The organism is Pseudomonas sp. GW823-FHT01D03 (assembly GCF_058798255.1).
In genome coordinates this window covers 2,499,340-2,512,304 of record NZ_JBXAKK010000001.1, presented here as the reverse complement: position 1 = coordinate 2,512,304, position 12,965 = coordinate 2,499,340, and the positions used below count along the sequence as shown (strand labels likewise).

Below are 12,965 nucleotides of genomic sequence, written 5' to 3'. Positions count from 1 at the left end.
CTGCCCTATGACGCGTATTTTGACCATCGAAGACGACGCCGTGACTGCCCGTGAAATCGTCGCCGAACTGAGCAGCCACGGCCTGCAAGTGGATTGGGTCGACAATGGCCGCGAAGGCCTCGACCGTGCCGTCAGCGGCAACTACGACCTGATCACCCTCGACCGCATGCTGCCGGAACTCGATGGCCTGGCGATCGTCACCACCCTGCGCACCATGGGCGTGGCCACGCCGATTCTGATGATCAGCGCCCTCTCCGATGTCGATGAGCGCGTGCGCGGCTTGCGCGCCGGCGGCGATGATTACCTGACCAAACCGTTCGCCACCGACGAGATGGCCGCGCGTGTGGAGGTCTTGCTGCGCCGGCAGAACAGCGTCGCCACCCAGGCCACCACGCTGCAGGTCGCCGACCTCGAACTGGATTTGATCAGCCACGAAGCACGCCGCGCCGGGCAGGTGCTGACGCTGCTGCCGACCGAATACAAGCTGCTGGAATTCCTCATGCGCAACAGCGGGCAGATCCTCTCGCGAATGATGATTTTCGAAGAAGTCTGGGGCTATCACTTCGACCCGGGCACCAACCTGATCGACGTACACATCGGTCGTCTGCGCAAGAAGATCGACGCGGCGGGCAATGTCCCGCTGATTCGCACGGTACGGGGCTCGGGTTATGTCATTGCCGAACCCGTCTGACGGCTGGCGCTCCTCCAGCAGCCGCTTGCTGGCGCTCTACAGTTCACTGTTCGTGGCCTGGAGCGCGATCCTCATGGGGGTCATGTATTTCGAGGTGTCCAGCTACCTCGATAACCTTGCCAAGCATTCGCTGATGCAACGTCAGCATCTGTTTTCGCACTTTCGCGGTGAGCAACTGGAAGAAGCGCTCGCCGCCAGCATGACCTTCGACATCCGCGGCATCGACGCCTATGGCTTGTTCGACGCCCAGGGCATGTACCTCGGCGGCGCGTTGCAGCAACTGCCCGAAGGCCTGCCGCTGGACGGCAAGATTCATACCCTGAATGAGTGCGCTGATTCCGACGACCCGACCCTGCCCGCCGACAGCTGTGACGCGGTGGCAACCCAGACCCGCGATGGTCGCTGGCTGGTGTTGCTGCGCGACAACGGCTCGCTGTTCGCGGTGACGCGGATCATTCTGCATGCGTTGTTCTGGGGGGTGTCGCTGACGATCCTGCCGGGGATTGCCGGTTGGCATTTGCTGCGCCGCCGACCGATGCGCCGCATCCGCGCGATTCAAGACAGCGCCCAGGCGATTGTCGCCGGCGACCTGACCCACCGTTTGCCGCTGTCCAACCGCCGCGATGAACTGGACATGCTCGCCGCCATCGTCAACGCCATGCTCGATCGCATCGAACGGCTGATGCACGAAGTCAAAGGCGTATGCGACAACATCGCCCACGACCTGCGCACGCCGCTGACGCGTTTGCGCGCGCAGTTGTATCGCATGCAACAGCAGGCTGGTGAAGGTTCGCAGGAAGCGGCGCAACTGGACCTGGTGCTGGCCGAGGCCGATACGCTGATGGCGCGGTTTCGCGGGTTGCTGCGGATTTCCGAGCTGGAAGATCGTCAGCGCCGCTCAGGTTTTGTCGAGCTCGATCCGGTGCAATTGCTCGAAGAACTGCATGAGTTTTACCTGCCGCTGGCCGAGGAAGGCGAACTGCTGTTCGTGCTGAACATGCCGGAAACCCTTCCACCCCTGAATGGCGACCGGGCGTTGCTGTTCGAGGCACTGGCCAATCTGTTGAGCAATTCGATCAAGTTCACCCCGGCGGGTGGCACGGTAATTTTGCGTGGTGTGAATGATGCCGGGCACACGCGGATCGAAGTCCACGATTCCGGGCCGGGGATTCCCGAGGCAGAGCGTGAGGCGGTGTTTCAGCGTTTCTATCGGGCCGAGGGTGGGCAACCGCAGAGCGGCTTTGGCCTGGGATTGTCGATTGTCGCGGCGATTGTCAGCCTGCATGGCTTCAATCTTGAGGTCGGCAGCAGTGAGCTGGGCGGTGCGAAACTGGTGCTGGATTGTCGGCAGAGTTTGATCTCGCAGTCCTGAAAATCACCGCGCAGCATTGTAGGAGTGAGCCTGCTCGCGATATCGGTGGGTCAGCCAACATAATTGTTGAATGATCGACCGCTATCGCGAGCAGGCTCACTCCTACCAGGGTTTTTGTGGTGTTCAATCAGGCTGGGTAATTGGCCCGCAGCGCCTCAAGGCCACCCTGATAGATGCCGTTGAACAGTGCCACTACTTCTTCATCACTCACGCCCTTGGCCTTGAAGCGTCCCGACCACGTCACTCGAGCGCCCTGCCCCTGAGCTTCAACCTTGATCGTCGCCAGATAGTCAGTCGCCGGGAACGGTGCCTGTTCGATCGAGTAGCTGTAGGTCCTGGCAGCGTTGTCGAACGCTTGCAGACGCTCGATCACCACCGCGCCGTCGGCGGTTTGCAGGGTGCGCACGCGGCCGCCTTCGCTCAGTTCACTCTTGGGAATCAACGGCAGCCAGTCCGGCAGCGTGTTGAAGCCGCCGATCAATTGCCAGACCTGATCGGCCGAAGCCGGGATATCGATCGTTGCTGATGCAGTTGCCATAAATAAACGCTTCTCCAGAGTCTTCGCGGTTCAGATCGCCATACTGTCGACTACACCGCCATCCACGCGCAAGGCCGCGCCGGTGGTGGCGGAGGAAAACGGCGAAGCGATGTACGTGACCAGATGCGCCACCTCGGCAACATCGGCCACCCGCTGGATGATCGACGTCGGCCGCGCTCTGCGCACAAACGCATCAGCCTCTTCACGCAGATTACGGCCGGACTCGGCGGCGGCGTCCTTGAGCATGTGTTCAACGCCACCGGTAAAGGTCGGGCCCGGCAGGATCGCATTGACCGTCACACCGGTGCCCGCCAGACGCTTGGCCAAGCCATGGGATACCGCGAGGTTGGCGCTCTTGGTCACGCCATAGTTGAGCATGTCGGCGGGCGTCGCCACGCCGGATTCCGAAGACAGGAAAATCACCCGTCCCCAGCCCTGCTCGACCATCCCCGGCACGTAATGGCGCGACAGGCGCACGCCGGAAATCACGTTGACCTCGTAGAAACGCGTCCACTCGCTGTCCGGGGTGTCGAAGAAATCCACGGCGTCGAAGATCCCCAGATTGTTCACCAGAATGTCTGCGCGCGGTTCAGCGGCGAACATCTTTTCCGCACCTTCGGCAGTGCCCAGATCAGCCGTCAGACCCCGCAACTGCGCACCCGGCACGTTCTGCCGAATGCTCGCCAGCGCTTGCTCGACCTTGGCCGTCTCGCGGCCGATCACCACCACCGTGGCCCCCGCGTCGGCCAGCGACTGACTGATGCCCAGACCAATGCCACCTGTACTGCCGCTGACAATGGCCAGTTTTCCACTCAAGTCGATTTTCATGGGTTCACCTCTTTGATCGGCAATACACGGAAATTGCAAGGAATGGATCAGCGTAGACCTGATATACGCCGGATGAAGGCGTTGCCGACCAAAGACCGGTCCCGACCGATCCGACGCCTTCGCGAGCAAGCCCGCTCCCACTGGGGGATTGTCGGTGGATGGAGGTGCTGCGGCTGCCCGCGATCCAGGGTGGGAGTGGGCTTGCTCACGAAAGGGCCGGTACATCCGGCATTAATGGTGACTGACCCGACGCCTTCGCGAGCAAGCCCGATCCCACAGGGAATTGTCGGTGAATGGAGGTTCTCGGGCTGGCCGTGATCAAGGGTGGGAGTGAGCTTGCTCACGAAGGGGCCGGTACATCCGGCATTAATGGTGACTGACCCGACGCCTTCGCGAGCAAGCCCGCTCCCACAGGGGATTGTCAGTGAATGGAGGTTCTGCGGCTGGCCGCGATCCAGGGTGGGAGTGGGCTTGCTCACGAAAGGGCCGGTACATCCGGCATCAATGGTGACTGATTCGACGCCTTCACGAGCAAGCCCGCTCCCACAGGGGATTGTCGGTGGATGTAGGTTCTCGGGCTGGCCGCGATCCAGGGTGGGAGTGGGCTTGCTCACGAAGGGGCCGGTACATTCGGCATCAATGGTGACTGACCCGACGCCTTCGCGAGCAAGCCCGCTCCCACTGGGGGATTGTCGGTGGATGTAGGTTCTCGGGCTGGCCGTGATCAAGGGTGGGAGTGGGCTTGCTCACGAAGGGTCCAGTACATCCGGCATTAATGGTGACTGACCCGACGCCTTCGCGAGCAAGCCCGCTCCCACTGGGGGATTGTCGGTGAATGGAGGTCTCGGCTGGCCGTGATCAAGGGTGGGAGTGGGCTTGCTCACGAAGGGGCCGGTACATCCGGCATCAATGGTGACTGATTCGACGCCTTCGCGAGCAAGTCCGCTCCCACAGAGGATTGTGTTGTGTCAGATTTTTTGCAGGCGCAGTTGGCCTTGGCTGTCGACGGTGACGCTCAGCGCCTCATAACTGTCGATGGTCGCATGGCGGGTTTCGAGGGGATGCTGGTGCGTCGTGGTAATGATCAGCAGCCCCGCCCCCGCCGCTTCAGCGGCCTGAATGCCAACAGCGGCATCTTCGAAAATCAGGCAGTCACGAGCATCAAGCCCTAGGCGTTTCGCCGCCAGACGATAACCCGCCGGATCAGGTTTACCCGCCGTCACGTCCTCGGCCGTGATCATCAGCGCCGGCTCTGGAATCCCCGCCGCAGCCATCCGCCGCACCGCCAGATCCCGAGGCGCCGAGGTCACCATCGCCCAGCGCTCGGCCGGCAGGCTGGCGAGAAACGCTGCCGCGCCAGGAATCTGCACAATCCCTTCGACATCATCGATTTCCGCCTGCGCGATGAACGCCGCTTGCGCTTCGGCATCGACCCCCGGCAGGTTCAGGCGGCGAATGGTGTCGATGGCGCGGGCGCCATGAATGGTCGGCAGGAAACTTTCGACATCAACGCCGTGACGTCTAGCCCACGCAGCCCAGACGCGCTCGGCAGCAGCGATGGAATTGAGGACAGTGCCGTCCATGTCGAACAGGAACGCGCCGAACGCGCGGTCGAAGACGTTATCGTGAGCAGACAAAAGGTCGCATCCTTTGACAGAACTGGGCGGATTGGCCGGGCAATGTAGCATTTTTACCCGGCAGTTCGACCCGCCACCTCAGTGCAGACGTGGCGCCTTGGACTTGAACGCGCTGTCGACACAGTCAAGCAACTGGCCGATCGCCCAAGGCTTTTTGATGAACGCCACCGGATGCTTGACCCCGGAAGTCTCCGGGGTTTCATAACCGGACATGACCATCACCGGTTTTTCCGGCCAGCGCTCGCCGACCAGATTGGCCAGCCCTGCGCCGTTGATTTCGCCGGGCATGGTGATATCGGTGAGCAGCAACGCGACATCCGACGCGTGCTTTTCCAGATACAGCTTGGCGGCATCCGCGCTGGTTTGCGGCTCGACCTTGAAACCTTCCTCCTGAAGAATTTCGCAGAGAAACTCCAGAATCAACGGGTCGTCCTCAACCACCAGAATCAACCCGCCAGGAAGGAGCGCGCTCGGTGTCGATGTTGGACTCATGAACTGGCACTCCCTGAATTGCATTAACGACTTAGCGGCTCAAATCCGCTGCTTATCTGGTATGAGCAGCGCGCCCTGCATAAATTCATTTTTGATACAGGTCTTTTCTTAACAGTCGACAGTGGCCTTGGCTGACCGGCGTTCGTCAGGCGGTTTTTGTGGTTAAAATGCCGGCCCTTTTGCTTGCCGACCGTGACTGATGAACCCTGAAGCCCTCGCCACCCTCCGCGCCCATCTGCTGCCTGCACTCGCCGCGGCACCGAGCGAAACCCGCCGCCTGTTCCATGGCCGCGGGCGTTGCTGGCCGGGGCTGGAACAGTTGACAGTGGACTGGCTGCAAGGCGTGGTGCTGGTCTCGCTGTTCAAGGAGCCGCAGCCCGAACAGCTCGAAGCGCTCAAGCAATCGCTGCTCGACCTCAGCACCTCGACCCAGTGGCAGCAGTCCGGCGCGCACACCCTGCTGGTGCAACATCGTTACCTGCCGCAAAGCACTGCCGAATGGCTGCTGGGCAATGAAATCGACGAGATGAGCATCGTCGAGGGCGGCTTGCAGTACCGCGTCGACCTGGGCCGCAAGCAAAATGCCGGGCTGTTTCTCGACATGCGCTACGGGCGCAACTGGGTGCGTGAGCAGGCCGCAGGCAAACGGGTGCTGAACCTGTTCGCCTACACCTGCGGGTTCTCCGTGGCAGCAATCGAAGGCGGCGCCAGCCATGTGGTCAACCTCGACATGTCCCGCGCCGCTCTGAGCCGTGGCCGCGACAATCATCGCTTGAACGGGCATGACCTGAGCAAGGTGAGTTTCCTTGGCCACGACCTGTTCAAATCCTGGGGCAAGGTGATCAACAGCGGCCCGTACGACCTGGTCATCATCGACCCGCCATCGTTCCAGAAGGGCAGTTTTCTGCTGACCAAGGACTACCAGCGCGTATTGCGTCGTTTACCGGAATTGCTCACGGCAGACGGCACGGTGCTGGCGTGCATGAATGATCCGTCATTTGGTTCGGATTTTTTGATCGATGGCGTGACGCAAGAGGCGCCAAGCTTGCGCTTTGAGCAGCGGCTGGAGAATCCGCCTGAGTTTCCGGATATTGATCCTGAGAGCGGCCTGAAGGCGCTCGTCTTCAAACGCCTCGACTGACCCGACATCCCGCAAACCCCGCTCATCCCTGTAGGAGTGAGCCTGCTCGCGAAGACTGACTCACCGGCAACCCATTTCTTCAGAAGGACAAAACCCGCCGCCCCGATCAACCGGGGCGGCGGGTTTTGTCGTTTCAGGCCGAGATCAAATCGTACCCGTCTTCAACGAATGATCATTGAGCACGCGGCTGATGATCGCCGCGCTATCCTGCCCACTCGCAATCACCTCAGCGCCCCCCGACCGTTCATCGCAAATACCTCCCTACCTGTAATTTCTGACAGTAGCCACAGCCGTCGTCTTCAGCGCTGAATAACTCCATGCCCTTGTCTTCCGACAGTTCGCTTGGAGTTCCGTCCATGCTCGTTCAGCCCAAGAAGAAAATCTCTGCCCCCCATTCACTGCTGGACCCGATAGTGCTCGGGCGCCTCCTGCCTTCCGGCCAGTGGGGGATCAACCGGGCGGCGGTGTTCACTTTTCCCGACCTCGGCCTGCTTGTCGTCATCCCCATCTGGGCCACCAAGGCTGTTGGAGATACCGTCAAGCTGCTGCTCAATGACCGTGAGGTCGACGGGCGTCCCATCATTGACGAGGCCGAGCTCAAGCAACCGACCCTCTTGTGGGTGGCTCCCCGTCATCTGCAGACAGGTCCTTACCAACTCACCTACGAAATCAAACAGCCCAATCAAAAAGAAGAGCGTCCGGACAAGCCCCTTAACCTCTTCGTCAAACTGGAACTCCCCGCTGGCCAGGACATCGACCCGGGCCCTGGTCACTCCAACCTGTACATGTACATTCCCCCGGAAATCGTCAACGGCGGCGTGGACAAAGACGTTGCCGAAGCGGGAGTGCCGATTGTCATCAGATCCGAGTCCGGCAGCGGCTTGCCTTACCCGGACATCGCGGTGGGCGACGTCATCCATCTCAGTTGGGGTGGCTTTTTTGAGTATTCCACACCAGTGACCCAGGAGCAGATCGTCGATCCAGCGGCAAACCCGATATTGATCACGGTCTCCAAAGCCACTATTGAACGGGCTGGTGACACCGACCTCTTCGGTCTGGCAGTCACCTTCAAAGTGCGCGACATCGTCGGCAATGAATCGGAAGACTGGTGCAAGGCAACCCGCATCGTCGTCACCACCGGCATCGACCTGCTGGCCGCGCCGATTGTTCAGGAGGCTGTCAATAATGAACTCGACGCCGATAAACAGGGCGACAACGACATCACGGTGCATGTCACGGCCGACCGACCAGACTTCGAGATGAATGACATCATTCACTTGACCATGCTCGGCACCACCCTGGAGGGCGAAAAAGTCGAAGTCACCGCCCTGCCCCAGACCGTCGACAATATCCCGCATAACTACGAGTTCAAGCTGTCCATTGCGGCCGTGCGTAAACTGGTCAATACCCAGGTCAGTTTCTTCTATCGGCTGGAACGCAGCGGCAGCAGTGACCCGTTACGCTCAAAAGGGCAATTTGTACAAGTCACCGGCGCAGCCCACCGCCTGGCCGCACCGATCATCGAAGAAGCCGAGGGAGAGTTCATCGATCCCACCGCAACTCAAATCAACGTCCGCATTCCGTTCGATCCGGCCATCGAGTACGGCATGGGCATCGAGCTGTTTCTGTTGGGTAAAAGCCCGGACGGCAGCACCTTCCTGCCTGAGTTGGAGTGGCACATTCCGGAGGAGGATGAAGTCGAGAATCCCGAAGGTTTCGTCATCACCGTCGATGACTACAACCTCAAGCTCCTTGACGGCGGAACCCTGAAGGGGTGGTACGACCTGCTGATAGCCGAAGGCGACGAGATCCTCAGACGCGAATCGCTGCACACGAAATTGCTCAATGTGGGTGAACCGAAATTCGAGCTGGACGCCCCGATTGTCCTCGGGGTGGCGAACGGCGTCCTCGACCCGGCCACACTGCCCGGCGGTACCAGTAAACTGACCATCCCCAGGCCTGTGGTGAAGCCATGGGTAGCCAACGACGAGGCCACCTGGAAGTGGGTGGGCGACATCTCCGGCGAGGAACCCGGGTCCCGCACATTCAATGCCGTAACCGCCCAACAAGACTGGATCATCAACCTGGACGCCGCCTTCGTCGCCCAACACATCGAACCGAACCGCGGCAGCAAGATCACCGTCCGCTACCAGCTCTGGCGCCATGCCACAGATGAGACCAGCCTTTCGAATCCATTGGTGTTCACCGTGGGCGTCGCGCTGGAACTGCTCGCCCCCTCGATCAAGGAGAACAACGGCGACAGCGCACTCAACCCGCTGCTGGTCAGGGACACCTTGACCATCGTGGTGCCGGACAACAGCGCGTTGCTGCCAACTGATGAAATCATCGCCACCTGGACTGGCGCACAGGGTACGCCCGCAGGCGGTTCGCACACCTCTGTTCCTCGGCCGCTGGGCAGCAACCGGGAGTTTGCGATTCCGAATAGTGTGGTCGCGTTCAACCTGAACAAAGATGTGAAGGTGTCCTACGTCGTCATCCGCGACGGCAAGCCGCTGCCGTCCCTCGTCTTTGATTTGACTGTGTTGAGCATGCCGCAGAATGAACTGCTCAAACCGATCATCAAGGACGCGGACAACGACGGCGACGGCCCGGAGTTCAACGTAGGGAATCTGACCAGCAATGCCACCTATCGCATGGGCGTCTGGCCGTTGATTGCCACAGGCCAATATGTCTGGCTGCGTCTGAAAGGGACGAACGCTGATGGCAGCGACTACAACCTGCAGATTCATACGGCACCAGGCTCAATGGTCAGCGACAAGTGGCTCGAACAAGGTTATTACGAGCGGAGCATCGCTTTTGCAGGCTTGAGAAACCTTAAGGATGGCAGCCCGTTGACCATGGAGTTCAAAGCCGCGTTCGGCAAGAGCACGAATGAAAGCGAGGCGGTGCCCTTCCCAGTGCGCACTTACACGATCAAAGCGTTTGAGGATGTGCGGCCAGAAATTACCGGATTGGAAGACTCCAAAGGGGTAGCGATTGTCGAAGGCGGATTCACCGTCGATACCCAGATCACGTTGTCAGGGGCCGGGGCCAAAGGTCAGAAAGTCCAGATCAAGGATGGCATCACCGTCAAAGGTGAAGCCACGGTTAACCTGACGACCGGCCTGTGGGAACTGACCCTGACAGGCTTGAGCGTGGCCGCTCACAGCTTCACCGCCATCGCGCTGTATGGCAGTGGGCAGGTATCCGCGGCGTGGACGCTGACGGTGACGGCCAGTAACCCACCGACCATCACCAAGGCCATCGACTCCAAAGGGAATGAGATTGTCGAAGGCGGATTCACCGTCGATACCCAGATCAAGTTGTCAGGGGCCGGGGCCAAAGGTCAGAAAGTCCAGATCAAGGATGGCACCACCGTTAAAGGTGAAGCGACGGTTAACCTGACGACCGGCCTGTGGGAACTGACCCTGACAGGCTTGAGCGTGGCCGCTCACAGCTTCACCGCCATCGCGCTGTATGGCAGTGGCCAGGTGTCCGCGGCGTGGACGTTGACGGTGACGGCCAGTAACCCACCGACCATCACCAAGGCCATCGACTCCAAAGGGAATGAGATTGCCAAAGGCGGATTCACCGTTGATACCCAGATCAAGTTGTCAGGGGCCGGGGCCAAAGGTCAGAAAGTCCAGATCAAGGATGGCACCACCGTCAAAGGTGAAGCCACGGTTAACCTGACGACCGGCCTGTGGGAACTGACCCTGACAGGCTTGAGCGTGGCCGCTCACAGCTTCACCGCCATCGCGCTGTATGGCAGTGGGCAAGTGTCCGCGGCGTGGACGTTGACGGTGACGGCCAGTAACCCACCGACCATCACCAAGGCCATCGACTCCAAAGGGAATGAGATTGCCAAAGGCGGATTCACCGTCGATACCCAGATCACGTTGTCAGGGGCCGGGGCCAAAGGTCAGAAAGTCCAGATCAAGGACGGCACCACCGTCAAAGGTGAAGCGACGGTTAACCTGACGACCGGCCTGTGGGAACTGACCCTGACAGGCTTGAGCGTGGCCGCTCACAGCTTCACCGCCATCGCGCTGTATGGCAGTGGGCAGGTATCCGCGGCGTGGACGTTGACGGTGACGGCCAGTAACCCACCGACCATCACCAAGGCCATCGACTCCAAAGGGAATGAGATTGCCAAAGGCGGATTCACCGTCGATACCCAGATCACGTTGTCAGGGGCCGGGGCCAAAGGTCAGAAAGTCCAGATCAAGGACGGCACCACCGTCAAAGGTGAAGCCACGGTTAACCTGACGACCGGCCTGTGGGAACTGACCCTGACAGGCTTGAGCGTGGCCGCTCACAGCTTCACCGCCATCGCGCTGTATGGCAGTGGTCAGGTGTCCGCGGCGTGGACGTTGACGGTGACGGCCAGTAACCCACCGACCATCACTCGTGCGGAAGACTCGAAAGGAGTAGAGATTCTCCCAGATGGCACGACCTTCGACACCACGGTCACGCTCAAAGGAAAAGGGGCTAAAGGTCAGAAAGTCCTGATAAAGGACGGCAACATCGAGATAGCCACGGCCGACGTCAATCCACAGAGTGGTGACTGGGTGTTCACGGCAAGGAACCTGAGCGCCGCCTCCCACAGGTTCACCGCCACTGCTCTGTATGGCAGTGGGGAAGTGTCGGATCCGCCGCGTGTCGTTAATGTTGCCAGTTTATTCACTCCTCGCATCACCATGGTCACCGACTCTAAAGGAACCGTAAACCCTGGTGCTACTACTTATGACACTAACGTAACTGTAGGCGGCGAAGGTCCGGCAGGACAACAACTGCAAATTTATGATAATGGCGTCCAAGTGGGGCCAGTTATCTCTGTGGACAGTAACGAACTATGGTCTCTTCACATCTCGGGCCTAACGATCGGAGGCCATAGTCTGATTGCACGCGCATTGTACCCAGTTAACCCTGTGGACAGTCAGCCTAGAACTTTCACTGTAGCCGCCTCGATAACTAAAGAGGATTTTGAAAGTGAGTCTAAATGGACCATATATATGGGGCAAACGAAAAGACTCAGCACAATGGAGATCACGGCAATTACAAGTGCGGAACATTACATGGGGACCGTGATGCCTTATGGGAGACCAGGGGTCGGTTTAAGTGGGGGTGTGCTATTTATCTCAAAAGTACGTGGTGACGGCGTGCCCGGCTCATTTAACTTCAGGATTCGCTTTCTGAAAACGTACCGACGAGTAGATTTTTGGTATGAATTCGCCATAAACCAATCTCCAAATGCAAGTGCTCAATCTGATTACTTTGATAGCAACGGAAGAAAACTAGGATCAAAGAGCTTTAATGCTATAGATGGTCCTCAGCAGCAACTTTCTTTCTCAAATGAAGGAATTGCATCCATGGAAATTCGTGGAGTTTTGGGGCAGCACTTGTATTTTGATAAATTCGAGCTATACGGCTGACCAAAAAAATTCAATACAACAGAAATAATTCAGCGTTCCGCAGCTCATGGGAGGCGTGGTCAGACTGAGGTGCCATATGACGGATTCATTAATTCGTCCCCTGGCACCTATTGCTATGGCACAACATTATCCAGCGCCTGAATCACCACCGTCCAGTACCCGGTTGACCATCAGTTCACTGAGCATGATCACCTGATGCAGCATCAGCATGGCTCGGCGTTGTGAGTTGTCGACGGCGTCGCCGATGTCGCGGGCCATACCGCTGGCGGCGGCTAACGATTCGCAGGCTTCAACGAGCAAGGTTTCTTCGTCCACGGTGAAGCCGATGAGGAAGATTCTGTTCGATTGGCGTGACGAGGTTTAAGGGATCAAGATCTTCAGGGCGCCGGGGTTGAGGTAGAAGTTGATGGCACGCTCGGTTGCCGCTTTTATCTTCTGCGGGTCGAGGGCTGAGTCGTATGGGATTGAGGTGTCCGGGGGGTTGGGTGTGGCTTTGAACATAAATATCTAATTCCTGATTAAGGCTGCGACCGTTCTCTCCTAAAAGAAGGGTGGCGGCTGTGCACAGGTTAGTAGACCGGAGGAATTAGCAAGACCGGCGCGCTCGAGAGCACCCTGCGCACAACCACATCGAAGTGCAGGCAATAGATACGCCTGGCTCAATGGGACTCATGCACTTACTAAAACCATACGGGCTACTAAACCCGACCACCGATGGGCAGTGGCAGGGAAACGATATAGCGCAGGGTATGGTCGTGTAAGCCGGCGGATTCTGGCGTAGGCGTAGGTAACGGCGCAAGGCGTTGTAGCCGTTATGGCGTAACGGTTCGT

At 59.1% G+C, this 12,965-nt stretch carries 8 protein-coding genes and 1 pseudogene; 4 read left to right on the top strand and 5 right to left on the bottom strand.

Annotated elements, in window-relative coordinates:
- Positions 1–7 precede the first annotated feature (7 nt).
- Together AC1RBR_RS11065 and AC1RBR_RS11060 are read left to right on the top strand one after the other, a co-directional pair.
- On the top strand, positions 8–691 hold the full coding sequence (locus AC1RBR_RS11065; protein WP_027613239.1) for a response regulator transcription factor: 684 nt from the start codon (positions 8–10) through the stop codon (positions 689–691).
- A complete protein-coding gene (locus AC1RBR_RS11060) occupies positions 669–2,063 on the top strand; it encodes a sensor histidine kinase (protein ID WP_204894771.1) in 1,395 nt (464 codons plus the stop codon). Before AC1RBR_RS11065 ends, AC1RBR_RS11060 begins: the two co-directional genes overlap by 23 nt.
- Positions 2,064–2,190: 127 nt before the next feature.
- On the opposite strand, the gene AC1RBR_RS11055 is transcribed toward AC1RBR_RS11060, so the two are convergent.
- The 4 genes from AC1RBR_RS11055 to AC1RBR_RS11040 form a co-directional block, all read right to left on the bottom strand.
- Complete coding sequence (locus tag AC1RBR_RS11055; protein ID WP_492564330.1) at positions 2,191–2,601, bottom strand: SRPBCC family protein; 411 nt, start codon at positions 2,599–2,601, stop codon at positions 2,191–2,193.
- Positions 2,602–2,631: 30 nt separating this feature from the next.
- Positions 2,632–3,429, bottom strand: a complete 798-nt coding sequence (locus AC1RBR_RS11050; protein WP_492564328.1) for an SDR family NAD(P)-dependent oxidoreductase — start codon at positions 3,427–3,429, stop codon at positions 2,632–2,634.
- A 968-nt stretch (positions 3,430–4,397) separates the two neighbouring features.
- Positions 4,398–5,066 carry an HAD-IA family hydrolase gene (locus tag AC1RBR_RS11045; RefSeq protein WP_492564326.1) on the bottom strand — a complete coding sequence of 223 codons (669 nt, stop codon included), beginning with the start codon at positions 5,064–5,066 and terminating at the stop codon, positions 4,398–4,400.
- Between the two features lie 78 nt (positions 5,067–5,144).
- Complete coding sequence (locus tag AC1RBR_RS11040) at positions 5,145–5,558, bottom strand: response regulator (protein ID WP_443536391.1); 414 nt, start codon at positions 5,556–5,558, stop codon at positions 5,145–5,147.
- Positions 5,559–5,757: 199 nt separating this feature from the next.
- Here AC1RBR_RS11040 and AC1RBR_RS11035 point away from each other — a divergent pair, with 199 nt between their 5' ends.
- Positions 5,758–6,699, top strand: coding sequence for a class I SAM-dependent methyltransferase (locus AC1RBR_RS11035; RefSeq protein WP_492564324.1), 942 nt, complete (start codon positions 5,758–5,760; stop codon positions 6,697–6,699).
- 356 nt (positions 6,700–7,055) lie between these two features.
- The gene (locus AC1RBR_RS11030) at positions 7,056–12,134 is read left to right on the top strand and encodes a hypothetical protein (protein WP_492564323.1); all 5,079 of its coding nucleotides are present in this window, start codon (positions 7,056–7,058) and stop codon (positions 12,132–12,134) included.
- Between the two features lie 126 nt (positions 12,135–12,260).
- On the opposite strand, the pseudogene AC1RBR_RS11025 reads toward AC1RBR_RS11030, so the two are convergent.
- Positions 12,261–12,635 (bottom strand): annotated as a pseudogene (locus AC1RBR_RS11025) (DUF6124 family protein).
- Positions 12,636–12,965: the final 330 nt, after the last annotated feature.

Excerpts from the sequence above, each read along its gene's own strand:
- AC1RBR_RS11035 (WP_492564324.1), top strand. The coding sequence starts at position 5,758 with ATGAACCCTGAAGCCCTCGCCACCCTCCGCGCCCATCTGCTGCCTGCA.
- AC1RBR_RS11060 (WP_204894771.1), top strand. The coding sequence starts at position 669 with ATGTCATTGCCGAACCCGTCTGACGGCTGGCGCTCCTCCAGCAGCCGC.
- AC1RBR_RS11050 (WP_492564328.1), bottom strand. The coding sequence starts at position 3,429 with ATGAAAATCGACTTGAGTGGAAAACTGGCCATTGTCAGCGGCAGTACA.
- AC1RBR_RS11055 (WP_492564330.1), bottom strand. The coding sequence starts at position 2,601 with ATGGCAACTGCATCAGCAACGATCGATATCCCGGCTTCGGCCGATCAG.
- AC1RBR_RS11030 (WP_492564323.1), top strand. The coding sequence starts at position 7,056 with ATGCTCGTTCAGCCCAAGAAGAAAATCTCTGCCCCCCATTCACTGCTG.
- AC1RBR_RS11065 (WP_027613239.1), top strand. The coding sequence starts at position 8 with ATGACGCGTATTTTGACCATCGAAGACGACGCCGTGACTGCCCGTGAA.
- AC1RBR_RS11040 (WP_443536391.1), bottom strand. The coding sequence starts at position 5,558 with ATGAGTCCAACATCGACACCGAGCGCGCTCCTTCCTGGCGGGTTGATT.